This is a genomic window from Dyadobacter sp. 22481, assembly GCF_052044875.1.
GTDB lineage: Bacteria > Bacteroidota > Bacteroidia > Cytophagales > Spirosomataceae > Dyadobacter > Dyadobacter endophyticus.
On the sequence record NZ_JBQENV010000001.1, the window covers coordinates 1,996,641 to 2,022,708 of the forward strand.

A 26,068-nucleotide genomic window follows, 5' to 3' on the forward strand; every position below is an offset into this window, starting at 1 on the left:
ATTATCGTATTTCAGGGCCGTCTTTCCGGTCGTCGGGTACGAAGCGGTCGCGGGCAGGCATTTTGATTTGGGGAAGGGTCTTTGCATTCAGTCTGGCATTTTCTGCTAGCAGACCATTGGCATTCAAAAGGTAGGCGGTGAGGCTGTACACTTCCTCATCGGTAAGTGAACCCGGCTGGTTGAAAGGCATTGCCCGCCGGATATAGTCGAAAACGGTAGTTGCATAGGGCCAGTAGTTGCCGATAGCCTTAATCCTCCGGGCGCCACCTTTGGTCGTATCGCCTACTACAAGCCGGTCGTTAGGGCCTTCTGTACCGGTAATACCATGGCAGGACGCACATTTTTGCTGAAAAATGGCTTTACCATCCGCTACATTACCTTCCCCTCCGGGCAAACCTTTGCCATCGGGACGGACATCGATATCCAGGATGGCTATTTCCGCCGCCGTTGCCGGTCGCCCGAATCCGAAATGGGCTGGCTGTGAAAGGGTATCAGCCGACAACATACGGGGATGCTGCCGGCTGATTTTCAGGCCGGTGGCCGTGAGCGATACCGCCACGACCACCAACGCGCTGCTGATGAATTTAATCGTACTTTCCTGCATTGAGCGTGCTTTTAGCCAGGACATAAGGTCTTTCCACCCTATCCAGAACTACGTAAATAGAATCTTTTTTCTCATTGATACCTTTCAGGATCACGCGAGAACCGTCGGTGGTCGAGTAGGAAAGCACCATCCGGTTGCGCTTGTCGCGGCGGGGCTTGGCGGCAAACTCGCGGTCGCGGCGGGCCGATTGTCCCAACGGGTCGATCATCTTGTTCTCGTCCCCTATTCTTGCCCAGCCAGCCTTGCTGATCCAGTCCCGGCCTTCCTCTTTCTTTTTGCCCCTGCCATTACCACTTTCGGTACCTTCACGGGCTTGTTCACCCTCGCCGCGGCTTCTCGCGCCCCGCGTACCGCCGCCTACACCACCTTGTCCCTGTCGGGCTTCACGCTGTTGCAGCTGGCCTACCCCGTCGCGCGGGCCGCCGCGGGCATATTTATCCTGCAAATACAACGTGTGTTCGAGGGTATCGGCCAGGTAATGAAATACCCGCTGGCCGCCCCCGGTGCCTGTCAGCTCGAAAGTGCGGCCCAGATCGCGCATGGGAGCGCCGCCGCCATTGGACAGGTCCAGTGGTGTGGGTTTGTTTACTTTAAAAGTCAATGTCGTCCAGTTTTCGAACGTCGCCCATTGCCATCTGACAGTATCTGTCGGCGAATAGGCAATTTCCTGATTGTTGATTTTAAACTCGGTCACGTTATAGTTGCCCCGCAGCGCCTTCACCCCTGCCGTTGACGGCTGTTTGTAAGGATCGTATTTGAAATTCACATATTGGAGATAAAACAAATAGAACACGAACAATCCGAAAACGCCTGCTTTCAAGCCATAGCGAACATATTGCTGCCACTTTTTAGAAAATACCGGGTAAAAGCTGTTAGGAACGGTGAACCGTTCGAGAATGAGCAGGTTCCAGAGTTTTGGAATATCCTTGATCAGCAAAAACGCGGCCAGCAGCACGAAATAAGAGCTGTACACGTGCACGCCACCGTCGTAGGCGAAGTTTACATATACAATATCCCCCAATGCCCCCAGCAACAGGATCGCGCCCAGTGTGGTAGTACCCCTGAAAAAGAGCAAGATCCCGGCTGTAAGCTCGACGACGCCCGCAAATACCTGGTACCAGGGCACAATACCTACGGAAAGCCAGTAGATTTTCTGCAATGTAAAATCGCCGAAGTTGGTATTCAGCAGACCATATGAGGGATATGGCATTTGGGTAGGCATCAGTTTGGTGTAACCAAAACCGATGATACCGATTCCCGCCCGGTACCGTACCACCACGCGGATCCAGTAATACAGCAGGTTATATTCCTTCGGCTCCCGTTTGATCACCTTCACGATCACAGTCCAGATGAGGCCTGCCACGATGGACGCGAGCGCGGTAATGATCCAGGTAGCATAGCCTTCCAGCGAGCTGCCGAACAGGGTGCGGCCAAACAAATCGAGCCCCGAACCGAAGCGGGCAATGTCGTATACATCGCGGTAATGCAGGCGCGTCCAGTCGAAAGTGACGAGGTCGGTGTACCAGCCGGGGCTATTGGGAATGGACATCGCCAGGAAAAACACGAAGGCAATGCGGAAAAGGACTTTCTGCCATTCGGGCCAGCTTTGGCTGATCGCACGTCCGGTGTCCTGGCCAGTTGCCTCGTCGGCCAGCGTCACATCGTCGTCTGCGCTTGTTCTGATCGTTGACATATTTCTAATGTTTTGATTTACAGTTTGAATTCGCCTTCGCTTACAGTCTGAACTCTCCGCGGCGGCCCACTTTCTTCACTTCTTCGAACAGGTATTTTTTATTGATTTTTTTCAAAACCACCTGTAAAGAATCGCGGTTGCCCGCAACGCCCGAAAGCAGGATAGTAGCGCTGTCGGGACGGCTGTAATGCAGCTGCAACTGATCGGCGGCATTTACTTTGTTGGTCAGGTCCAATGTCTTAGCATTTTCATCGAACTCGTAGCCATAGTAGTTTCGCCCACCCGATCCCGCGAATTCAAAGTTCCTTTTGGCATCGTCGAAATGAATTTGCTCCACATTCGTAGAATCTATCACCCGCGGTCTGGCCGAGCGGATGCTGATCGTCGACCATTTTTCAAACACCACATCCTTCCATCGCACCGAATCCAGTGGCGAATATCCCAGCGTATCCCCGTTGACGACAAACTGCTCCACATTATACACGCCCGCCGCATTCGAAAGGCCCGGTTTCGCAGGATATTGATACGGATTGGAATGGTAACCGGCATAGGTTTTGGAACCGTAAACCACGACAAAAAAGAGTATGAATGTCGCTTTCAATGCAATGCGACCATATTTCAGCCTCGAATCATGCAAATCCGGCTTCACCAGGTTCGGTACCGTCGGTTTTTCGAGCGTTAGCAGCCGGTAAAGCCTGTTCGCATCGAATGCAAAGAGGAACAATGCCAACACGATCAGGTAGAAACTGTAAACATATTCCCCGCCTTCGTAGGCCAGATTGGAGAAAAATACGTTTCCTGTAAACGGAATGATAATCAGCGTTGCGATCGTCGTGGTTTTGCGGTGCAGCAACAACAGCGCCCCCAGCAGTTCGACCAATCCTAGAAACGACTCATAATTCGGCACTACGCCCAGGCTCAGCGCAAATAGTTTCCATGCACTGAAATCGCCGTAGGCCGTGTTCAGGTTGCTGATCGACGGCAGGGGGGCTTGCAATGGGAAAAATTTAATAAAACCATAGGCGATCAGGCCCGCAGCCAGACGGTACCGCACAATCACACGCAGCCAGTAATACAGCTGGTTGTAATCCCGGCGGTCCTTGTCGCGATTGCCCCAAACAACCGCCCCTGCAATGGCAATGACGAGCACCACCAGCCAGTTGGCAAAAGTGTCTGTGTCGCCGAAAAATCGCGGCTGGTAACGCGCCAGGTCGAAAATATCGCCGTAGGTCAGGTTCAGCCAGTTGATCTGCAAAACGCGGCGGAAATATTTCCAGTCGAGCGGAATGCTCTGGATGGCGAAATAGATAAATGCGACGCGGAACAGCACTTTTTCAAGTGCGCTCCATGCCCCGGGCGCCGCCAACTCGGGCCGGGCCGGACGGGATGCGGTGCCGTTTGTGGCGTCTGCCGTGTGCGGATAAACTGTGTTTTGTGCCATAAGGTCGGGGATTAATAGCCGGGATTTTGTTTCAAAGCCTTGTCGATCAGCAACTGCTCGGCCGGAACGGGCAGCAAGAGACGGTTAGCGTCGGTCACATTCAGTACTTCGTCGGCGCGGCCGGTACGCACGAGGTCGAACCAGCGATGCGGCTCCAAAGCGAATTCAATACGGCGCTCGTTCTCGATGGCGAGCAGCAACTGGTCGGCCGTCGCTGCGGTACTTTTGGCAATTCCAGCACGCTCGCGGATCGCATTCAGGTCGGCGAGCGCACCTGTGAGGGCGCCTGTCTGCGCCCGCGCCTCCGCACGTATGAGGTAAAGCTCAGCGATGCGAATCACGAAAGTCGGATCGGTAGCGGGGCTGCGGTAATACATATTGCCATACCAACGGCCCTGGTTGTCCTTCGCTACAAGGGTATTGCGGTTGCCGCCTATCTCGGGGTCATTTACCAAAGCCACGAAAGCGTCGTTGGGTGCCCATTGTCGGGTACCACCTTTTTCCTGCGGCTGCCACTGGCCGCGGTGGCCGTTGGTTTCATTTACACTGTAAAAAATCTCGAAAACAGACTCAGTGGTGCCCCGCGCATCGTTCGCGAAGAATGCATTGTAAGGTTTTACCAACTGATAATTGGCCGCATCAGCAATCACTTTGGAAGCATATTCTTCCGCTTTCGCGTAATCTTTCTGATACAGATAATACCGAGATTTCAATGCCCAAACCGTCTTTTGCGTGGCGCGGAAACGATCCGTAGTGGCCGGGAGCAAGGGCTCGGCCGCATTCAGATCGGCCAGTACCTGCGCGTACACCTGCTCCTGCGTGGCGCGCTCGATGCCGCGGTTGTCCGATGGCGTCGCGGTGGGTTTGGTGATGACCGGCACACCGCCCCAGATGCGCGCCAGATCGAAATAAGCCAATGCGCGGAGGAAATAGGCTTCGCCGATGATCTTGTTTCTCAAAGCGTCGGTTAGCATCGGGTCTTGCACCTTCGGTACTTTTTCGATGACGTGGTTAATACGGTTGAGTGTGCCGTAAATGCCGCTCCAAACCGACGATATGGTCGAGTTCTCTGCATTTACCTGGTGATTGATAAACTCCTGGATCTGCGACTGTGAGCCTGTCCACTGGATATTGTCGCCCGACAAATAACCGATCGACTGAAAATTGATACTGTAATAACCGCGGAACGAATCGTAAACGCCATTGACGGCAGTTTCCGCAGAGGCCTTATCGATGATCGTCTGGTCGTCCGAAATGGACGAACGCGGCTGAACATCCAGGAATTGATCGCAGGAGCCGAGCCCGATCAGCAGGGAAAACGGCAGGATGTATCTAATTGCTTTCATATTGTAATTCATTAAAAAGTCAGGTTAAAGCCCAGTTGAAAGCTGCGGGGCTGCGGAGGCGTACCCAGATCGATCCCCTGCTCATTCTGCGCGCTCGACGCACTCGATTCAGGATCAAGGCCGGTGTATTTGGTAATGGTAAAAAGGTTGCTGGCCGTAGCGTAAATGCGGAGTGCGCTGATATGGCGCACCGGAACCGTGTAGCCCAGTGTAATGTTGCGCAGCCGCACGAATGAGCCGTCTTCCAGCCAGCGGCTGCCGCCATCGCGGTAGTTGTTGACATTCACACCGTCGGGCCGGGGCACGTCGGTAACGTCGCCCGGTTTCTGCCAGCGGGCATTGTTGCTTGCGAAGATCACGCGCGCTGCGTCGCGGGCACCTCCGCCTTCTCCGAAGAACTTGTTGTGGTTATAAACCTTGTTGCCGTAGCTGAATGCCAGGAATGCATTCAGATCAAACCCTTTGTAAATCACCGAGTTCGTCAGCCCCCCAAAGAACTTAGGCCAGATGCTGCCGTCGATCTGCCGGTCGGCGACAGTGATTTTACCGTCTTTATTGACGTCCTCATAAACGGTGTTACCCGTCTGCGGATCCACATAAAGCTGTTTGTAAACCCAGAACGAGTACAGCGGATGGCCTTGCTGCAATAAAATCAGGCTGCGGCTGCCGTATTCCAGCGGATTTTCCAGCTTCTCAATCTTGTTCACATTACGCGCCACATTGAATGTAGTAATCCATGAAAACGCGTTGTTCTGGAAATTCACCGAGCGGATCGCGAGCTCGAAACCCTTGTTGCTGATCTCGGCGGTGTTGCTGCGATAGTTGGCAAAACCGGTGGTAGCAGGCAATGTGAGCGAAAGCAGCCCGTTGCTGGTGTATTTGCGGTACACATTGAACTCGACGCCCAGCCGGTCGCCGAAGAACGCAATGTCGGCTCCCGCATTCAGCTGGTTGGTACGCTCCCACTGCAAATCGGGATTCGCGAGTTGCTGCGGCGCGATGCCCGGATTACCCTGGTACGGTGCGCCGCTGTTCCAAAGACCGAGTGCCGCGAAACTGCCGAGGCCGTTCTGATTACCGGTCACACCATAACTTGCACGAATCTTCAAGTCGCTGATCACAGCCACATTTTTAAGAAAATCTTCCTGCTTCACCCGCCAACCGCCGCCTACCGACGGGAAATAGCCCCATTTGCGGTCGGCACCGAAGCTGGATGAGCCATCGGCACGGATACTGAAATCGAGCAGGTATTTGCCGCCGTAGTTGTAATCCACGCGGGAGAAAAACGAAGCGAGGTTTTTCTTCGACCAACTGCTCGAACCTGTGGTAGTAGCCGCGGACGAGATCAGTTTGAAAGAATTATTGGCAAAACCGCGGCCCGTTGCCGCAGTACCGGTGTTCAGGTCACTCTGGATCGTGTTACCCAACAGGATGCCGAAGGTATGTTTCGTTCCCAGTTTCTGACGGAACGAAAGCGTCTGCTCGTTGAGCCAGGTCGTGGCCTGCCCATTGTTCGCGGAAGCAAAGCCATTGGGGCTGCCGGTGATGAGGTAGGTATTCCAATATTCATTTTCATCATAATTGTTAAAATCCAGCCCCCAGCTCGTGCGGAATTTGAGGTTGGGCAAAATCTCAGCCTCAGCATAGAGATTACCGATGTAGCGCAAGCTCACGGATTTGACATCGTAGTTTTGCAGCAGCAAGGTCACATTGTCAAAGCCCGCACGGCCTACCAACTCGCCATTCTCGTTGGTAGGCGAAAGGTATGTGGGCGTGTGCAATGCCGCCTGCAAAAGCCCTCCCGCTGGCCCGTCGCCCGCGCGCGCCTGGTTACGGAACGTGCGCGCGAAGCTGTTGCTCACGCCCACATGCACCTTATCCGAAATCTTCTGGTCCAGGTTGACCTTGAAACTGGCCCGGTTGAATGTGATCGGTTTCAGGATCGACTCCTGTTTGGTGTAGCCTCCGCCGATGTAGTATTTGGTAGAAGCAGTCCCGCCAGAAACGGAGAGATCGTAGTTCTGTAACGGGGCGGTCTGGAAAATCTCGCCGAGCCTGTCGTAAGTTTTCTGCTCCTCGGGCAACCCGCGGCCGCCTTCGGAAACCGGGCGGAACGGGCGGTTGGCCTCCGTTCTGTTCAGCGAAGGCGTGTCCTTACCGGTGTTGATCCACCACTCGTTCACGAGCTCAGCGTGCTCTGGGCCGGTGGTCAGGTCCCAGAGCTTAGCCGCTTTGGCCCAGCCGTAGGAGGCATTCAGGCTCACTTTGGCCTTCTGGTTGTATTTGCCCCTTTTGGTGGTAATCAGAATCACCCCGTTCGCTCCGCGAGAGCCATACAATGCGGTGGCTTCGGCGTCTTTGAGCACTTCGAGGCTTTCGATGTCGTTGGGATTAATGTCAGCGATCGGCGAAGTAGCCTTACCACCCGTGTTGGTGGTTTGCATACTGTTGCTATTCATAAACACGCCGTCGATCACGTACAGCGGGTCGTTATCGCCGTTAATAGATGTAGCGCCCCGAACGCGCACCGTTACCGCCTCGCCCGGCACGCCGGTGTTGGAGGTAATCTGCACGCCGGGGACTTTTCCCTGTAACTGAGCGTCGAAACTGCCCACCGGAATACTTTTCACATCGGTAGGGTCCACTTTGGTAATGGAACCGATCACATTCTTGCGTTCCTGCGTGCCATAACCCACCACGATCACCTCATTGAGCTGCCGCTGGTCTACATCTAGTTTCACTGTAAGGTTACTCTGCCCGCCCGGGCGCACCTGCTGGCTCACATAGCCGATAAACGACACGACGAGCTCTTGTCCTTCGGCCACATCGATTTGAAAATTCCCGTCGGTATCCGTCACCGTTCCCTGCGTAGTACCTTTAATCTGGATATTCACACCCGGCAAAGCGGCGCCATCCTTGTCAGTCACTTTCCCTGTCAGCTCAGAAGCCGGTCCAGCCGCAAAAGCGGACGAAACAGGCAACCAAAACAGCATAGCCAGCAAGGAAATCCATTGCCTCGATCTTCCAGATCGGGGACTTTTGAATAAATAATTTTTCATTAAATCAGGTTATAATTGGGGTGGATTTGAATGCTGTTATTTTCCCTTGTTGCCGGAAATCACTTCCTGTTCAGATTGTTTGCGCGGCGCTTCGATCACTTTCCGCTCCTTCAAATCATACTTCTGCCCTTCATGCAAAAAGAAGAAAGGCCCGTTGCTGGCCGTCGAAATCTCACGGCTCCCCTGCACATGCTTCGCGCCGCTGCCGATGATGGTGTTGTAATCATAAATGGAAGCATACGAGCGGCCCACCACTTCGAGCGTATCGTGCTGCACCACAATGGAGGTGGCCTCATCCAGCCCGATGCCGATCAGTTCCGGCGCATTCTTCACAAATTCGACCAGGTCGAATTGCCGGTTGCGACGGAACAAATGCTGGTCGATCACCGAGTTTTTCAGGAAGCCCAGTCCCTGCGTATGATCGCCCACGAGAATGTGCGCGCCTTTAGTGTCGCCCCTCCACAGAAAAGACCCCTGAATGCTGGCTCCCGCAGAGGTGCCGGAAATGACACCGCCGCGGTCCAGCAGTTCCTGGAATGCCTGGTGGGTCAGCGTGTTCAGGTAGGAATCGGCAATGCGCCACTGGCGGCCGCCCACGATGTAAACGCCTGTGGCTGCGCGAATAGGCGCTACGAATTTCTCGCTGTTGGCTTCTTTGAGGTCGTTGGTATGCAGCAAGGTTACATTGGCAATGCCTGTTTCTCTTTTGACCAAATCCACCGACTTGGTATCGAATGCCGCAGAATCTCCTCCTGCCGCCGTAATCACCACAATTTTGGCCTTCTCTTTTCCACCAGCAAGCTGCACGAAGCGCTTCCATATTTCGGGTGTGGCCCCGCCCCCGCCGATGATGATCAGCGAGCCTTTCTCCGGGCCATGCCGGGTAGTGGCGTTTTTCTTGACGGTAACCGGGGTCTGTGCCCGGGAGGCTGTGAGTATGGCCACGGAGAGCAATGCGGTAAAGAGCAGTTTGGTTTTCATATTTCGCAGGAATAAATGTTAATAGCCGGGATTTTGCACGAGGTCCGCGTCGGTTTGGATCGCTGACAGCGGGATGGGCAGAATATTAAAATTCGGGCTCTTGCGGTTGGCATTAACTGCCCCGAAAATCGTCGCCGAGCGGCCTGTGCGTACCACATCCACGAAGCGGTGCCCTTCAAAAGGCAGTTCGAGCCGGCGTTCTTCCAGGATCGCCAGGTTGACTGTTTCTTTGCCGGACGCAGGTGTGAGTGCGGATGCGGGCACATCCGAGCGGGTACGGATCGTGTTCAGGTCTGCGAGTGCTCCCGCGAGGTCCGGTGTGGCTTTGTTGGCGCGGGCCTCGGCGCGGATCAGGTATTGCTCCGCAATGCGCAGGACAAATACCGAACTGGAACCGTCGGGTTTTCCATACTGGATCAAGTCCCACGAGCCTTCGGCGGTTTGTTTCAGCAAGCTTTTACGTGCACCCCCTTTGGCCGGATCGAGCAGCACGCTTACGAATTCCCGCGCCGGAATGTAATCGTGGCGACCACCGTCGGCAGGTGAAAGCCAGTTGGTGTAGAATGAATTGCGGTCGGAAGTACTGTAAACGAGTTCGAAGATCGATTCGTCGGTAGTCTTGCCGGTAAAGAATGCGGAATAGGGTTTTACCAGTTTAAAACCCGCAGTGGCAATTACTTTGGAGGCGTAATTTTCAGCCTGCTCCCAGTTTTGGATATAGGTGAAATACCTGGCTTTCAGTGCGTACACCGAAAAACGGTTCGCACGGGTGCGGTTAATGGTTTCCTTTAAAAGCTGCTCTGCCTGGTCGAGGTCGGCGCCGATTTGCGCGTAGGTTTCCTGCGCCGTACTCCGTTTGGTGCCTTTGTGCGTATCCGGGCCGGTCGCAGGGGTGAGCACGAGCTGCATCCCGCCGTAGGTTTTCACCAGATCGAGGTAACCTAATGCGCGCAGGAAGTAAGCCTCGCCGAGCACCTGGTTTCTTTCTTCCTGGGTAAAAAAACCGTCCTGAACGCCTGGAACAAGGTGTATGATAAAGTTGGCCTGGTTGATCATCTTGTAGATCGCCGAAAAGCCTCCGCCCGCATTGTTGGGTGTGAGATCGGGCACCAGGTTGTTCTGGTTATTGTAGTTGACCACATTGTCGGAAGCCAGGTCGACGCCGATGATATTGGAAGTGGCGTATCCCTGCAATGCGTCGTAAACGCCTACGAGCGCTGTATTGGCTGATTTCTCGTCCACGATGACCGCTTCGTCGGAAATGTTCTGCTCCGGCTCGGTATTCAGCAGATCGGAGCAGGACGAGAGCCATAATGCGGCTAGTATCAATGCTATGTTTATCTTTTTCATCATCATTCAATTAAAAATTCAGATTCACACCCACTACCACCGATTTTGGCTGCGGCGGCGTGCCGAAATCCAGCCCCTGCACGAGTCCGTTGCGGCTATCTGCGGCCACGTTCACCTCCGGGTCCGGGCCCGAATAATTGGTAAGCGTCCACAGATTCGAAGCCGTCAGGTACAGCCGCGCACCCGACGCGCGAATGGCCGAAGCAACGCCTTTCGGCAGATTATAACTGATCGTCACATCGCGAAGCCGCAGGTAGGAAGCATCTTCCAAGTAGCGGCTATTGCCGGTACGGAAGTAGTTCAGGCTGCCGTCGGGATTAGTCAGGTTGGTCGGGCGGGGCAGCACACCAGTATCGCCCGGTTTCTGCCAGTAGTTCAGCGAGCTTTTCTGGATCGAGCGCGTTACCCCGCGGGTGCCGGCCGTTTCGAGGAAGTAGGCGGTGTAGTTGTAGGCCGAGCTGCCGTATTTGTAGTAAAAATTCAGGTTCAGGTCCAGGCCTTTGAAAGACAATGTGTTGCGAAATGCGCCTTCGAACTTAGGCCACACATTGCCTACAATGCGCTGGTCGTCAACGGTGATCTTGCCGTCTTTGTTCACGTCCTCGTAAACCGCATTGCCATTCTCCGCATTCAGGCCGATCTCCTTGTAGGCATATACCGAATACAGCGGCTGGCCTTCCACGACGCGGAACATATCGTAACTGGCTGTAATAGGCGTCAGCAGCTTTTGTACGCGGTTTACGTTGCGGGAAACGGTCAGCACGGTTTTCCATTCCAAGTCTTTCGTACGCACATTCACCGAATTGAGCAAAATCTCGATCCCGCGGTTGTTGATCTCGCCCACATTGCGCACCACCGACGAGAAGCCGGTATTAGGCGCCACCGGCTGGTCAAGCAGCAGGTCGTAGGTGAATTTGTCGTAATAATTGAATTCAAAATTGAGCCGCTGCTTTAATAATGTACCCGAAAGCCCGAAGTTGTATTGCCGCGTGGTTTCCCATTTCAGATCGGGGTTGGCCAGCTGGCTGGGCGCAATACCGGGCTGGTCGCCGTAGTTGGTACCACCTGCCCAAAGTCCACGGGAAGCGAAATCGTCGATATCCTGGTTACCGGTCAGGCCGAGACTGGCCTTGAAGCGTAGATCGGTAAGGGTATTGTTTTCAGGAAAAAATGCCTCTTTGGAGATGTTCCAGCCCAAACCGACCGAGGGGAAATAGCCCCAGCGGTGATCGGCGCCGAAGCGTGAGGAAGCATCGGCACGGACGTTACCATCAATGCTGTACCGGTTGTCATAACTATAATTAAACCCTGTAAAAAACGACAGCAAACCATAGGAAGACCCCGTGGATGAGGCCGTTTGCACCGCCGCCGAGGCAATGCGTTTGAACTGGTTGCTCGGGAAGCCGGTACCGGTCAGGGTAGCGCGCTCGGTAGTGGTTTTCTGAACGGTATTACCTACGAAAACCGAAAATTCGCTTTTGGTGGAGGAAAGATTGAAGTTCAGCAACTGCTCGGCGATGAGCGATTGTTTAATGGTCGTCACGTCGTTCGCTTCGCCCGCAGGCTGCCCGTACACGAGATTGGTATTGTAATAGGCCTTTTCGTGGTAGTTGTTATAATCGTTGCTCCACGAGGATTTGAAGGACAGATTCGGCAGGATATTCCAGATCGCGTACACATTGTTAATGCTCCGTAAGCTCACCGAATGGGTGTCCGAGTTTTCGAGAATGGCCAGGTGACTGTCAAAAACTGTGGGTTTGGCGTAGCTGCCATCCTCATTATAAAACGGATAAAAAGTAGGCGTGTGCAATGCAGCCTGGAACAACCCCGCCGGGCCATCCCCTACCCGCACGAGCCGGCGAGGCACGCTCGAAAGCGTGTTGCTGGTTCCGATTTTAAGATTAGGTAAAATCGAATGATCGATATTGAAACGGAAGGAATAACGCTTGAAATCCTGCGTTTTCAGCGTCGATTGCTGGCTTTGATACTCGCCGCCGAGGTAAAAGTTGGTACGCGAATCGCCGCCGGAGACCGATAACGTGTATTTGCTCAGTGAAGCCGTGCGGAAAATGTCGCTCACGCGGTCGTAGGTGCCTTGTTCCTCGGGGCTGCCGAATGCCGGGAAGCCCGGAATCGCTTCTGAAACAGGTCGGAACGGGCGCGTTGCGTAGGTTTTACCGTCGTTGACATGCACGAGGTTTACCAGTTCGGCGTGCTCGGGCCCAGACACCAGCTGCCAGAGGTTGGTGGCTTTGGCAAACCCCTGCTCTACATTGATACTCACTTTTGTTCGCGAGTTGCGCGCCCCGCGCTTGGTTGTGATCAGGATCACCCCATTCGCGCCGCGGGCTCCGTAAAGTGCCGTCGCATTAGCGTCTTTCAGGACCGATACCGATTCAATATCGTCCGGATTCAGGTCCGAAAGCGGGTTGGGCGTCTGCCCGCCCATGCCGCGCGAAAGGCCCTGCAAGTTTTCATTATTGATAAAAACCCCATCGACCACATACAGCGGATCGTTACCTGCTTTAATGGACGTTGCGCCGCGCAGCCGCACCAGCACCGAAGTGCCTGGCACGCCAGAGTTGCTCGAAATCTGCAAGCCTGGTACAGTTCCCTGCAATTTCTCGATCACGCTATTATAGGAAACCTGGGAAAAATCTTTGGAATCGATGGTGGTCACCGCGCCGGTCTGCGCGCTACGTTTGGTTTGGGTATAACCCGTTACGACCACCTCGCTCAGCTGGCCTTCGTCGGGTTTCAGGGTGATGTTCAGGTTCGTTGAACCGCTTATTGGACGCTCCACCGTTACATAACCGATGTAGGAGAAGATCAGCACGTCGTTACCGCCAACCGAGATCGTGAATGCGCCGTTGGCATCGGTGAGCGTGCCCTTGTTAGTGCCTTTCACTCGGATCGTCACGCCCGGCAGCCCGTCACCTTTCTCGTCCTTCACCACACCGTTAATGGCCTGGTCGATCGCCTCACCGGTATCGGTGGCCTCGCCGGTCTGCTTTGGCGCTTCGCGGATGATTACTTTTTCTTTCTGCTGCTCATAATCGAGGCTCCGCTGCCGAAGCAACCGATTCAGTACCTGCTCAACCGGTTCGTTGCGGGCACCAAAAGTTAGGTTAGTATATGGATTTACTAGTCTATCCTGGTAAATAAAAACGAATCCGCTTTTCTCTTCAATTTGTCTTAAAATAGCCTTCAAAGATTGTTTTTCGGCCTTGATTGAGATCTTTACATCTTTGATCGTCTTCTCGCTGTCTGCCAGCGCAGGCCGAAGCAGCGGCAGGATCAGGACGAGGATCATCCAGAACCTTTTCAAATGAGGCTGATGCCCCTCGTGTCGGAAAAATACCGTCATAATTTTAGTTTTTTAATGCTCGTTCATTGAGATCAGTACCTGCCCGGCGACGTGCCGGTAGCTGAAACTGCCCGCCATGGCCAGCGTTCCGAGGATATCGTCCAGCGTTTCCTCCGCTCTGAACCGGGCCGTAAGCCGCTGTTCCCGCAGGTTGTTACTGTCTACTCGGACAGGTACATCGAACTTCTTTTCCAGCAGCAATGCTATGGTTTTCAGTTCCTCATTATTGAAATCCAGGGCACCGCGAATCCATCCGGCAAGCGAACGCGCATGCACATGCCCCTTGCGTACCCCTCCGCTCTGGTTGTCGACCACCAGTTGCTCGTCGGGAAGCAGGAAAGTAGTCTGCATTTCCGGGTAGCCGCTCGCATTACGCACACCTACCTTGCCGCTCGCCACCGTCACCCGCACGTCGCTCAGGCTCCGGTAGGCGCGTACCGAAAATACCGTCCCGAGCACCTGTGTCCGTGTCCGGCCCGCTTCCACGATGAAGGGATGCGACGCGTTGTGCTTCACATCGAAATAGGCTTCGCCGTCGGTCAAAGTCACTTCCCGGCTTTTTTGCCCGAATACTTCCGGGTAGTGGATGGACGAGCCGCCGTTAAGCGTCACCAGCGAGCTGTCGGGCAGCCGGTAAGTCTTGATTTCCCCCGGTAGTGCGCTGGCTGTAATCATCCGACCAGCCCCATCGCTCCCCGGACGCGTAAGGCTTCCGCTGAACCAGAAAAAACCGACGCAAAGCATGGCGGCTACCGCTGCGACCAGATAAACGACCCGCATCGGATGGATGCGCGCCTCAAAAGTGTGCTGTGACTGTACCCGCGCCAGGATATTTGTCCACGAATGTGCCCGTGCTGCTTCCAGGTCCAGTTCTTGCGGAGGATAGGCCTGCTGCCGGGCTGTTCGCCCATACCATTGGTCAATCAGCGCCTTTTCCTCCTCCGTACATCGTCCGAGCCGGTATTTCGTCAACAAATCTCTAACCTGCTGCTGGTCCATGATGGTTTGGTTTGAATTGCAATTCGACACTATGACAGGGCGGAATGCATTTGGTAGTAGTTTTTTTTTCAAAAAAATAATACAACCAGCTGCGATTTCCACTGTACCAACCTATCCCTCAATAGCTTGATTGCATTACCGATTTGTTTTTTTACAGTATGGTCCGAGAGAGAAAGTTGGTCGGCGATCTCAGAGTAAGACAAATCCCCCTTCCGCCGAAGCTCGAAAACTTCCTTCATTTTCCGTGGCAATTTGTCGATTTCGGCTTCAAAAAGAGAAAATAGCAGCTCTTCGTCCGCTGCATTACTACCCTGAACGGGAGTTTCATCGAGGAATCGCGCGAGCGCGCTGAGGTGGTGCCGGTAAGTTTTATCCTGCTCGATCAGGTTAAGTACACGGTTACGTACGGCCGTGTACAGGTATCCCGCCAGACCGGTATGCAGCTGAATGGCAGTGCCTTTCGTCCAGAGCGTAATGAAAACCTCCTGGACAACGTCCTGCGCGTCGGCGGCGTTGCCCAGCATTTTGAAAGCATGCGCATACAGCCGCCCGAAGTAGCGCCGATGGATTTCCTCAAACGCCGCCACGGAGCCTTCCTGAAATCCTTTCAGTAGTTTCTGGTCCGATAAATCACCTAAATCATGCACTTCCGGAGAATTTTGACAACTGCCGTTTGGTATGGATTAAACACTATTGCTCAGTGATGCCCACGAAAAAGCATCGCACCCGATTAAAGGCATGTAACTAACCGAAAAGCTCTTATTGGTGGTTAATAAGAAGAGTACTCTATAAAACTAATAGACAAATAAAGACCTATTTATTTTAACGCGCAAGCAGCGGTATGAAAAGTCTTGCCCTAATTTTTTTCAAAGCACTACCGATTATATCTATACGCAGAGTCCGCTGGCTTTCCCATGCAGCCAAAATAAGGCAATTGCATTTTACTAATCAAGCAATTCTTAAAATTTATACCTTAATCTATAGATTTTATAGATTATTTTTCAATATTAGAGCGAAAAGAACGTCACTTAAACAGTCTGTTATGAAAATCCGTACGCTACTATTCCTTCTGCTCATTGGGTCCTTGTCTTCCCCTGCATTCGCACAAAAGACCGACTCCGGCTTTATCGTCGAAGGTTATTACAAAGTGAAATGGGGACTGGCCGACGAGTTTATCGCACTTTATAAAAAGAACCATTACCCGCTATTGAAAAAAGCACTCGAAAAGGGAGACCTGCTCTCGATCAAAGCCGAGAAACCCCGCCTGCACTCCACCGAAGAAAGCCGCTGGGACTACCGTGTGACGCTCGTATTCAAAAACGCAGACGCTGCATTTGATCCAAACCTGACCGAGCCTTACAAAAAAGCACTCTATCCTGATCTCGAAAAGCTTAAAAAGGAAGAGCAGCGCCGGTTTGAGATTCTCGACGCGCACTGGGACGTGCAGCTTGACAACGTCACGCTCGATTAACAAAATCAAAAATTCTATTAATCCATAGACTTTATAGATTACATTGCAGACTGAATACGAATATGCCGGTTTGCACGATGATCGAATTAAAGAATGTTACCAAAATTTTCAAACAGAAAGACCGGGAGGTGACAGCCCTGGCCGGGGTGTCGTTGAAAGTGGAGCGAGGAAAGATATTTGGTGTGATCGGGACATCCGGCGCCGGGAAGAGTACGCTGATCCGCTGCGTAAACCTTTTGGAAAAGCCGACGAGCGGTGAGGTCATTGTCGATGGGAAAAGCCTTACCCTCCTCACCAACCGCGAACTGGCGATCGAAAGGCGGCAGATCGGGATGATATTCCAGCATTTCAACCTGCTTTCGTCCCGGACGGTTTTTGAGAACGTCGCATTCCCGCTTGAACTCGACCATACACCCAAACACGAGACCCGGGAGCGCGTTACCGAGCTTTTGCGGCTGGTGGGTTTGGAGGAAAAAGCGGGCGACTATCCGTCGAGCCTTTCGGGCGGGCAGAAGCAGCGCGTCGCCATTGCGCGCACACTTGCAAGCAACCCCAAAGTGCTCCTTTGCGACGAGGCCACCAGCGCACTCGACCCGGGCACGACGGCTTCTATTCTCAAATTGCTCAAAGACATTAACCGCCGGCTGCATATCACCATTCTGCTTATTACACACGAAATGAATGTAGTGAAGTCGATTTGTAACGATGTGGCGGTGATCAGTCAGGGGAAGCTTGTGGAGAAGGGGACCGTGAATGCGGTCTTTTCCAACCCCAAGACCGAGCTGGCACGGTCGTTCATCAGTGCGTCGCTGCATGTGGAGATTCCCGAGCATTACCGGCAGCGGGTCACGGCCATCAATGAAGGCGGCATGTCGCCGCTGCTCCGGTTGCGCCTTACCGGCGACACCGCCGACCAGCCACTGCTGTCACAAGCCGCGCGGCTTTTCGAGATCGATACCAAGATCATCAGCGCCCAGATGGACCATGTCGGCGATAAGCATTTCGGCGTGATGCTCGCCGCCCTTTCGGGCCGACCAGATAACTACCAGAAAGCCATCGATTTTTTCATTTACCATCACATTAAAGTTGAATTATTAGGATATGTCTGATCCAGTGGTGTCGCTCCTGCTCGCTGGCCTGGGGGAAACAATCTTCATGACCATTACCTCCGGCATTTTTGGTTTCCTGCTTGGTCTTCCCACCGGCATTATCCTGTTTCTAACCCGGCAGGGACAGGTTTTGGAAAACCGGACTTTGAACCATTCGATCTCCGTAATGATCAATATTTTCAGGGCGATCCCATTTATCATCCTCATTGTGTGGATGATACCGTTCACCCGGGCCGTGGTGGGCACCTCCATTGGCGTCGGAGCTGCATTGGTCCCGCTGAGCGTGGGGGCTGCGCCATTCATTGCCCGGATGGTCGAAAACAGCCTGATAGAAGTCCCAAGCGGGTTGGTTGAAGCCGCAAGAGCAATGGGCGCGACGCCGTTTCAGGTCGTGTACAAAGTTTTGCTTCCCGAAGCATTGCCCTCGCTGATTAACGTCGCCACGATTACCCTCATTACGCTGGTCGGCTACTCGGCCATGGGCGGTGCGGTGGGTGCCGGCGGGCTAGGACAAATTGGGTATCAGTATGGCTACATCGGCTACGACGCCGTGATCATGAACATTGTACTGCTGCTGCTGATAGCGCTCGTTTTCGTCATCCAGTTTTTCGGTGACAGACTTTCCAAACGCGTCGATCACAGGTAATGCGAAACGCGCTTAACACACTTCAATTATTTGTATTTCAAACATATATCAAAATGAACTACGGCAAAAATATCCTCCTGCTACTGGGCATCGGCACCACACTACTGATTGGCTGCAACAAAAAAGCCACCCGGGATAATGATCCCGACCATATTAAAGTCGGCATTGCCGTGGGGCCTGAATTGGAAATCGCGCAGGTGGCTCAGAAAGTTGCAAAGGAAAAATACGGCCTGGATGTAGAGCTGATCACCTTCAACGATTACGTGGTACCCAACGAAGCATTGAGCCATGGCGACGTGGATGTGAATGCATTCCAGCACAAACCCTACCTCGACGAGCAGGTGAAACAGCGCGGCTACAAGCTCGCCATCGTGGGCAACACTTTTGTATACCCCATTGCCGGTTATTCCAAAAAGATCAAAAAGCTCGCTGACCTCCAACCCGGCAACACCGTCGTGATCCCCAACGACCCTACCAACGGCGGCCGTTCGCTGCTGTTGCTTCAAAAATATGGTTTGATCAAATTGAAAGAAGGTGTAGGCCTCCTGCCCAAGGTCATCGACATTGTTGAAAACCCTAAAAACCTCAAAATCCTCGAACTTGAAGCCCCGCAGCTTCCGCGCACCCTCGACGACGCGAACGTAACCCTGGCGATCATCAACAACAACTTCGCAGGCAAAGCTGGCCTTATATCCACCCGCGACGGCCTGTTGATCGAGGATAAGGACTCTCCTTATGTAAACCTGATTGTGGCCCGCGAGGACAACAAGGATGAGGAAAAGGTTAAAAAGTATGTAAAGGCTTACCAATCCAAGGAAGTAGCAGAAGCGGCGGAGCGGATTTTCCAGGGCGGGGCGATCAAGGGGTGGTAGTTTGCCCGGGAAAATGGCATTAAAGGTAAAGTCTGTACAAAACCGTCATCTGCGTTCTATATTTTGAGATAGCCGCTGTTTAACATTGCAATGCCAATGTTGACAACGAACCTTCAGATAATGGACATTTCCAACGACACCCGCGTACATGCTTACAGCCTGGCAGCACTTGCCAGGTATTTTCTCAAATTGGGCACATTCGGCTTTGGCGGCCCTGTTGCGCTCATCGGCTACATGCACCGCGACCTTGTAGAGCAACGACAGTGGATCAGCGAAGAAGAGTACCGCGAAGGACTCGCCCTGGCCCAGCTTGCGCCTGGTCCGCTTGCCGCCCAATTGGGCATTTACCTTGGCTATGTGCATTACGGTGTCTGGGGCGCGACGCTCACCGGGCTCGCTTTCGTGCTTCCGTCGTTCGTAATGGTCGTTTTACTGGGAATGGCCTATCAGTCGTTCGGCGGGTTGCCATGGATGCAATCGGTTTTCTACGGCGTCGGTTCGGCAGTGATCGGCATTATCGGTCTGAGTTGCTATAAGCTGACAATCAAATCGGTTGGCAAACTTGACGTACCGGCTATCAAAAGCAAATGGGTCCTATGGCTTTTTTTCATGCTTATGGCTCTCGTAACAGCCATCACCGAGCGCGAGGAAGTGTGGCTATTTATCCTATTGGGCTTGGCCTATATGGTGATCAAAGCACCGCCTAAATGGCTTCAACGGAGCAGCACTCCCCTTTCGGTAATACTGCTGGCATCAACCGGTTTCTGGCATTTCGAACCGGGCAAACTGCTGCAACTGGCCCTATTCTTCACCGAAGCCGGCGCATTTGTTTTCGGCAGCGGCCTGGCGATCATCCCGTTTCTGCATGCCGGTGTGGTGAATGAAATGGCCTGGCTCAACGAGCAGCAGTTCCTGGACTCAGTCGCAGTGGCTATGATCACCCCTGGCCCGGTGGTGATTACAGTGGGCTTCATCGGGTTTCTCGTTTCGGGTTTCGCGGGTGCCATCGTAGCCGCGCTCGGCGTCTTTCTGCCCTGCTTTGTCTTCACAGTCCTTCCCGCGCCTTACTTTAAAAAGATCTCTAAAAACGAAAGCATCAAAGCCTTCGTGGACGGCATCACCGCCAGTGTGGTAGGTGCGCTGGTCGGATCGGTTTTTGTGATCGCCGGCCGGTCTATCGTGGATGTTCCTTCGGCTGTAATTGCTATTGTCACCGTGCTGGCGTTGATTTATGTGAAGAAGTTGCAGGAGCCTTATATTATTGTGATTGCTGCTGTGGTTGGGGTTCTCCTTAAGTATTATAGTTAAATACAGCTCAAAAGGGCTCACGTTTTTATACTATTTAATCTACCAATTTAGTAGTATAAAAGTTTAAAATAACTTTACTTTGCCCATCAAACAAGTATAGTTATTAACGAGCTTACCTATGATTCAATTTCTCCGTTCAAATCACATTCGATTGATTTGGGCCTTTCTGGGCGGTATAATGGCCCTGCAAAGCCAGGCCCAGTCCGTTTCCATTCAGGGAAAAGTTACCTCTGCCACCGACCAATCGACTCTGCCGGGCATTAATGTGCTCATCAAGAACAGCACCGCCGGGACCACCACCAATACCGACGGCAGGTTTGAGATCACCGCCGGACGCGATGCCGTACTGGTGTTTTCGGGCATCGGCTACATTACCCAGGAGCTCGAAGTGAAAGGACGTTCACAACTCAACGTTCAGCTCAGCGACGATACCCGGCAGCTAAACGACCTGGTGGTCGTGGGGTATGGTACCCAGAAAAAGCGTGACGTTACCGGCTCGGTGAGCTCGCTGGATAGCAAAGACTTTAATAAAGGCATACAAACATCTGTCGACCAGCTCATTGCCGGTCGTTCCGCCGGTGTGCAGGTAACGCAATCCAGCTCGGAACCGGGTGGTGGCGTGACGATCCGCATCCGCGGCGCCAACTCCATTAATGCCAACAACGAACCACTGTACGTGATCGACGGGCTGCCAGTAAACAATGCCTCGGTGGTACCAGGCTCCACATTGGTGAACGAACAAGCGCCCCGGAACCCGCTGAATGCACTAAATCCGAACGATATCGAGTCGGTCGAGATCTTGAAGGACGCTTCTGCGACGGCCATTTACGGTTCGCGCGGAGCGAACGGCGTGATCCTGATCACGACCAAAAAAGGCACAAAGGGCAAGCTGAACGTCAATTACGCACTTTCCGGCGCGGTGTCGGAGGTGACCAAACGCGTTCCGATGCTCAATGCTGTTCAATACATGGCGCTGCTCAACGACCTGCGTGCGGACCAGAAGCAAGCCCCCGAATTTTCTGCAGAGCAGATCGCAGCCGTGGGCCAGGGTACTTACTGGCAGGATGAGATCTTTAAAAAAGGTTATTTGCAAAACCACCAGCTTTCGTTCTCGGGTGGGCAGGACAAATTCACTTATTATGCCTCGCTCAATTACCTCGATCAGAAGGGCGTTGTGATCAGCTCAGGCATCAAAAAATACGTTGGCCGGGTGAATCTGAATTACACGGGCGACAAGTTTAAATTCGGATTAAATCTCAATTCCAGCCAGGTAAAGGACGATTTCGTCCCCAATGGCGTGAGTGTGAATGAAGGTGCGGGCGTGATCAATACGGCTATTTTCCAAGACCCTACCCTTACCATCAAAAACCCGAACGGCACCTGGACGCAAACGCAGATCGTGAACCTGGAAAACCCCGTAGGACTTGCCAATGAGGTGAGCGATTTTGCATCTACCAACCGCACATTCGCCAGCGTTTTTGCGGAATATTACTTCCTGCCGGAGCTTTCCGCCAAGATCAATTTCGGTACCGACCGCCAGGATTCGCGGCGTGACATTTTCACCTCGCGGCTCACCAAACGGGCAGAGGGTACCAAAGGCATTGCAAGCGTGCTCACGAGCAATGCTTCCAACAACCTCGTCGAATTCACGGCCCGGTACAGCAAGGCGCTGAACAAGGACAATCAGCTCGAAATCCTCGGCGGTTATACTTACCAGGAATTTGTGGTGAGCTCGCTTTCGGCAGGCGCGCAGAACTTCCCACTCGATGCATTGGGCACCGACAACCTCGCGGCGGGCGCGCAGAGCACTTTCTCACTCGGTTCCGGCCGCACCAAGAACCAGTTGTTGTCCTACCTCGGCCGCGTGAACTACAATTTGCTCGACAAATACCTGCTCACCGCTTCCATCCGGGCCGATGGTTCCTCGCGTTTCGGCGACAACAAGAAGTACGGTATCTTCCCCTCAGTGGCACTCGGCTGGCGGATCAAAGATGAGCTTTTTCTCAAAAATGTGAATGCATTGACAGACTTGAAACTCCGCGCGAGCTACGGCGTAACCGGTAACCAGGACATCGGCAGCTACAAATCGCTGGTGCTACTCGGGCCACAGGGACAGGCTATTTTCGACGGCGCACCTTACGTGGGCATTTCCACTACCCAGCTTCCCAACCCCGATTTGAAATGGGAAACCACCACCCAGCTGGACATTGGAGTAGATTTCAGCCTGTTTGCCAACCGCTTGTCGGGTAGCATCGACTATTTTCATAAGCAAACCAAAGACCTGCTCCTGCAACTGCCGATCCCGCGAACCAGCGGTTTTACGACCACTTTTAAAAATGTGGGCGGCCTGAAAAACACCGGTTTCGACTTCTCGCTGACGTCCATCAACATCACTGCGCCCTTCACATGGCGGTCGAGCCTGAATTTCTCGGTCGTGAAAAATGAGGTGACCGACCTGGGCGCATTGCCTTACATTCTGGGCGGCTCCGCCGGTTTTACCAATGATTTCACCATTATCCGAAAGGGCGATCCCCTGAATGCCTATTACGGCTACATTGTCGACGGCGTGTTCCAGCAGGGCGAGGATATCGGAAAATCCGCACAGCCGCTCTCGCGCCCGGGTGAATACAAATACCGCGATGTGAACAAGGACGGTACCATCAACTCCGCCGACCGGACGATCCTCGGCTCGCCATTCCCGGATTTCACTTATGGTCTGAACAACGATTTCACTTACGGCGCATTTAATCTGTCGTTCTTCTTTCAGGGTGTTCGGGGTAACAAGCTGTTCAACCTCAACCGCACCGAATCGGAGAACCCGATCTCGTTCCGCCGGAACCGCCTCGCCGAAAGCTACACCGACCGCTGGACGCCAGCCAACCCTACCAATGCCAATTCCTCGGGTGTACCCGTGGCTGTATCCTACACGAGCAATGTAAACAGCCGGGCCGTGGAGAATGCCTCTTACCTGCGGTTGAAATCGGTGCAGCTCACTTACAATTTCCCGTCGGCTAAATGGAAGCATATCAAAGGCTTGCAAGTGTATGTAACAGGCCAGAACCTGTTCACGATCACGAAATACACGGGCTATGACCCTGAGGTAAGTGCCTTCGGGATCTCCAACGTACGCGCCGATTACAATGCATTTCCGCTATCGCGCACCTACACCGCGGGTGTGAGCATCAATTTCTAATATCCTGTGAGACAATGAAAAAGTTACTTTATATACTATTGCTACTGGGCGCCGCTGCCTGCGACAAGCCGCTCGAGGAGGAGGTGTATTCTTCTTTTGGCCCCAATAATTTCTTCAAAACCGCCGACGACGCCGAAGCATTGCTCAACGCCGCCTACGCCCTCGAACAAAAACAGGGAACCGACGGCTTCCGTAACATCCTGGTCATGGCCGAAGTCACAACTGACCTCCTCATCATCCGCGAGGGTGGGCTACGCGGGCTCGCGCAGCCACTAGAAGATTTTACCTGGAATGCCTCGCACGAATTTTTCGATGTAGCCTGGACCCGCTATTATGCGGCCATTTACCGCGCCAACCTCGTGATCGACAACGTGCCTAACATCGATTTCGACGAAGAACGTAAGAAGCAGATCGTGGCCGAAGCGCGCTTTTTGCGCGCGAGTGGCTACATTTCGCTCTACGACCTCTTTGGCCCTACCCCATTGATCACCAACAGCATTAGCAGCAGCGAAGACCGGCCTGCACGTGCGGGTAAGGAAGAATTTATCAAGTTTGTGGCTGATGAACTGACGGCAGTAGCAGATATTCTGCCCGTTACCGCCAAGCAATATGGCCGCGCTACCAAAGGAGCCGCGCTCGCATTCCTGACTAAATTTTACCTGAACAACAAAAACTGGCAGAAAACGAACGAAACCGCCCAGAAGGTGATCGACCTGAACGCGTACAACCTCTTCAATTCGGCTAACCGGACGGACCTTTTCAAACTCGCCAACGAGAAAAACAGCGAGTTCATTTACGTACGTCCGCACGTGGCGCAGCCGGGGCTGGGTACCAACTACCTCCCGCACGCCGCTCCGCCGAACTACAAATACAAGGGTGCGACCAAAGCCAATTACGCGACGCAGCTGAAAACGTTGTCCGGCTTCTACGACTCATTTGACCCGAAAGACCAGCGCCGTGAAGCATTCCTGGCCGAATACGACGACCTGAACGGCAAGCACATTGTATTGGGACAAGACGACAAGCGCAGCTTCAAATTTGAAGAAGACCTCCCCGCCACTGGTGCCGACCTCGGCAACGACTTCCCGGTCGTTCGCTATGCCGACATCCTGCTCAGCAAAGCCGAGGCATTGAACGAGCTCGAAGGCCCTACACAAGCGGCTGTGGAGCTGATCAACCAGGTGCGTGCCAAAGCAGGCGTTGCTGCGCTATCCGTTTCCGCATTTGTCTCGAAAGACGCACTGAGGGCGCATATCCTCAAAGAAAGAGGTTGGGAATTCTTCACCGAAGAACTGCGTCGTCAGGATCTGGTCCGTCATGGGAAGTTCATTGAACTGGCCAAGGGAAGGGGAAAAACGGCATTCGACCACCAGGTATTATTCCCGCTCCCGCAGAGCGAGATTGACCGGAATCCGAGTCTGAAACAGAATGAGGGCTATAAGTAGGAAATTCATTGACTGACTGCCCCATCACAACAAAAGCCAGGCTATCTGCACGATGGCCTGGCTTTTGTTTTACGCAGGGAAGCATTCAAATTGGCGGCCGCGGCCCTATTTCCCTTTAAAATCCTTAATAGAATTGCCATCATAACGATACACACCGCCCAGAGAGCCAAACCAGATACTTCCGTCATTCGCTTCCAGAATTCCAAAAGTCATTCGTTCATTAACCTCATATTCCGACTCTATTTTGGTGGCGGTTGGCTTTTTATCGGACAAAGACTTTTTATCGTACCTGGAAATCCCCCATTTCCCGCTTACGGCATCTTCAGAGCTCGTCCAAATGTTTCCCTTCCGGTCTTCGTAGACATAACCCACAAAATCATCCGTGATATTGGTAAATGTAATACCGTCGTAACGCCAAAGACCATCCTGCCCGGCCAGCCAAATATTACCCTTACTATCTTCTATTATCGTACGGACATTTGTAAACGTTTGCCCGTTATGGACAAGGACCGAGGATGTTTTCCCATCGTAAACACGGGCATTACCCCTTGTGCCAAGCCAAAATTTCCCGTTTTTGTCCTCGACGATGGAATTAACATCATCATGGTCGTCAGGCGGAAGGTCACCCGTTTCCAGACTCGTGAAAGGCGGTCCCCAATTCGCCCTGTAGTTCCTGAACTGTTTACCATCATAGCGGCTTAACCCTTTCAACGTGCCGAACCAGATATTGCCGGTTTTATCTTCATAAATATGAGGGACTTGGTTATCGACGAGCCCCTCCGCGGTTGTAAAATGTTGAAAGGATTTTCCATCATAACGATAAACACCTGAACCGATCGTACCAAACCAAAAGTTGCCCTTCCTGTCCTCCAAAACGGAAAAGAAACGGGCCGAACTTACTTTACTGGTGATATTGGTGAACGACTTTCCGTCGTATCGAAAAATCCCGTCAAATGCGGCCATCCAGATGTTGCCTTTTCGGTCCTGTATGATATTACGGGTGATGCGTTCGGGCCCGTGGGAGCTGACCATACCGGCCGTGTCGGATTTGACAATATCCTTTTGCTGGTTCGTTGCATTTTGTCCTTCACACCAGGTGATGGAGACAAATAGCAACAATGCGATCAAGTGTACACATTTCATCATTTTCTTTTGGGTATCAAGGATTTCGACAAACCTACAAG

18 protein-coding genes are annotated in these 26,068 nt (G+C 53.0%); 7 read left to right on the forward strand and 11 right to left on the reverse strand.

Translation table 11 applies throughout. The features are described from left to right. Nucleotide 1: 1 nt before the first annotated feature. From ACTJJJ_RS07745 to ACTJJJ_RS07790, 10 genes are all read right to left on the reverse strand, one after another. Nucleotides 2-604 (reverse strand): c-type cytochrome, encoded by a 603-nt coding sequence (locus ACTJJJ_RS07745; RefSeq protein ID WP_426294206.1) that lies wholly within the window; start codon nucleotides 602-604, stop codon nucleotides 2-4. Beyond that, nucleotides 585-2,297: a hypothetical protein gene (locus tag ACTJJJ_RS07750; RefSeq protein WP_426294205.1), complete on the reverse strand. Its 1,713-nt coding sequence runs from the start codon at nucleotides 2,295-2,297 to the stop codon at nucleotides 585-587. The genes ACTJJJ_RS07745 and ACTJJJ_RS07750 overlap by 20 nt, the downstream gene beginning before the upstream one ends. A 40-nt stretch (nucleotides 2,298-2,337) precedes the next feature. Further along, nucleotides 2,338-3,738, reverse strand: coding sequence for a DoxX family protein (locus ACTJJJ_RS07755; protein WP_426294204.1), 1,401 nt, complete (start codon nucleotides 3,736-3,738; stop codon nucleotides 2,338-2,340). 11 nt (nucleotides 3,739-3,749) lie between these two features. Next, nucleotides 3,750-5,084, reverse strand: coding sequence for a RagB/SusD family nutrient uptake outer membrane protein (locus ACTJJJ_RS07760; RefSeq protein WP_426294203.1), 1,335 nt, complete (start codon nucleotides 5,082-5,084; stop codon nucleotides 3,750-3,752). A gap of 11 nt (nucleotides 5,085-5,095) precedes the next feature. Then, nucleotides 5,096-8,143 carry a SusC/RagA family TonB-linked outer membrane protein gene (locus ACTJJJ_RS07765; protein ID WP_426294202.1) on the reverse strand — a complete coding sequence of 1,016 codons (3,048 nt, stop codon included), beginning with the start codon at nucleotides 8,141-8,143 and terminating at the stop codon, nucleotides 5,096-5,098. A gap of 36 nt (nucleotides 8,144-8,179) precedes the next feature. Beyond that, entirely contained in the window at nucleotides 8,180-9,124 is a 945-nt protein-coding gene (locus ACTJJJ_RS07770; protein WP_188928887.1) for a cyanophycinase, read from the reverse strand. An 18-nt stretch (nucleotides 9,125-9,142) separates the two neighbouring features. After that, a complete protein-coding gene (locus tag ACTJJJ_RS07775) occupies nucleotides 9,143-10,474 on the reverse strand; it encodes a RagB/SusD family nutrient uptake outer membrane protein (RefSeq protein WP_426294201.1) in 1,332 nt (443 codons plus the stop codon). Nucleotides 10,475-10,484: 10 nt separating this feature from the next. Then, on the reverse strand, nucleotides 10,485-13,841 hold the full coding sequence (locus ACTJJJ_RS07780; RefSeq protein ID WP_188928882.1) for a TonB-dependent receptor: 3,357 nt from the start codon (nucleotides 13,839-13,841) through the stop codon (nucleotides 10,485-10,487). 12 nt (nucleotides 13,842-13,853) lie between these two features. Further along, nucleotides 13,854-14,840 carry a FecR family protein gene (locus ACTJJJ_RS07785; RefSeq protein WP_426294200.1) on the reverse strand — a complete coding sequence of 329 codons (987 nt, stop codon included), beginning with the start codon at nucleotides 14,838-14,840 and terminating at the stop codon, nucleotides 13,854-13,856. Between the two features lie 68 nt (nucleotides 14,841-14,908). Continuing rightward, nucleotides 14,909-15,487, reverse strand: a complete 579-nt coding sequence (locus tag ACTJJJ_RS07790; protein WP_426294199.1) for an RNA polymerase sigma factor — start codon at nucleotides 15,485-15,487, stop codon at nucleotides 14,909-14,911. A gap of 395 nt (nucleotides 15,488-15,882) precedes the next feature. Between ACTJJJ_RS07790 and ACTJJJ_RS07795 the strand changes: the two genes are divergently transcribed. The 7 genes from ACTJJJ_RS07795 to ACTJJJ_RS07825 all read left to right on the forward strand — a co-directional run bounded on the left by ACTJJJ_RS07795 (nucleotide 15,883) and on the right by ACTJJJ_RS07825 (nucleotide 24,884). Further along, complete coding sequence (locus tag ACTJJJ_RS07795) at nucleotides 15,883-16,311, forward strand: hypothetical protein (protein WP_426294198.1); 429 nt, start codon at nucleotides 15,883-15,885, stop codon at nucleotides 16,309-16,311. 77 nt (nucleotides 16,312-16,388) lie between these two features. Beyond that, complete coding sequence (metN, locus tag ACTJJJ_RS07800) at nucleotides 16,389-17,420, forward strand: methionine ABC transporter ATP-binding protein MetN (RefSeq protein ID WP_426294197.1); 1,032 nt, start codon at nucleotides 16,389-16,391, stop codon at nucleotides 17,418-17,420. Further along, nucleotides 17,413-18,066, forward strand: coding sequence for a methionine ABC transporter permease MetI (gene metI, locus ACTJJJ_RS07805; protein ID WP_426294196.1), 654 nt, complete (start codon nucleotides 17,413-17,415; stop codon nucleotides 18,064-18,066). Before metN ends, metI begins: the two co-directional genes overlap by 8 nt. Before the next feature lie 53 nt (nucleotides 18,067-18,119). Next, nucleotides 18,120-18,938, forward strand: coding sequence for a methionine ABC transporter substrate-binding lipoprotein MetQ (gene metQ, locus ACTJJJ_RS07810; RefSeq protein WP_188928873.1), 819 nt, complete (start codon nucleotides 18,120-18,122; stop codon nucleotides 18,936-18,938). A gap of 120 nt (nucleotides 18,939-19,058) precedes the next feature. Next, nucleotides 19,059-20,246, forward strand: a complete 1,188-nt coding sequence (locus ACTJJJ_RS07815) for a chromate transporter (RefSeq protein WP_440701695.1) — start codon at nucleotides 19,059-19,061, stop codon at nucleotides 20,244-20,246. Nucleotides 20,247-20,397: 151 nt separating this feature from the next. Continuing rightward, nucleotides 20,398-23,439, forward strand: coding sequence for a SusC/RagA family TonB-linked outer membrane protein (locus ACTJJJ_RS07820; RefSeq protein WP_426294194.1), 3,042 nt, complete (start codon nucleotides 20,398-20,400; stop codon nucleotides 23,437-23,439). 14 nt (nucleotides 23,440-23,453) lie between these two features. Continuing rightward, nucleotides 23,454-24,884 (forward strand): RagB/SusD family nutrient uptake outer membrane protein, encoded by a 1,431-nt coding sequence (locus tag ACTJJJ_RS07825; protein ID WP_426294193.1) that lies wholly within the window; start codon nucleotides 23,454-23,456, stop codon nucleotides 24,882-24,884. Nucleotides 24,885-24,989: 105 nt separating this feature from the next. Here the strand turns inward: ACTJJJ_RS07825 and ACTJJJ_RS07830 are convergent, their stop codons facing one another. After that, entirely contained in the window at nucleotides 24,990-26,030 is a 1,041-nt protein-coding gene (locus ACTJJJ_RS07830) for a ligand-binding sensor domain-containing protein (protein WP_426294192.1), read from the reverse strand. Nucleotides 26,031-26,068: the final 38 nt, after the last annotated feature.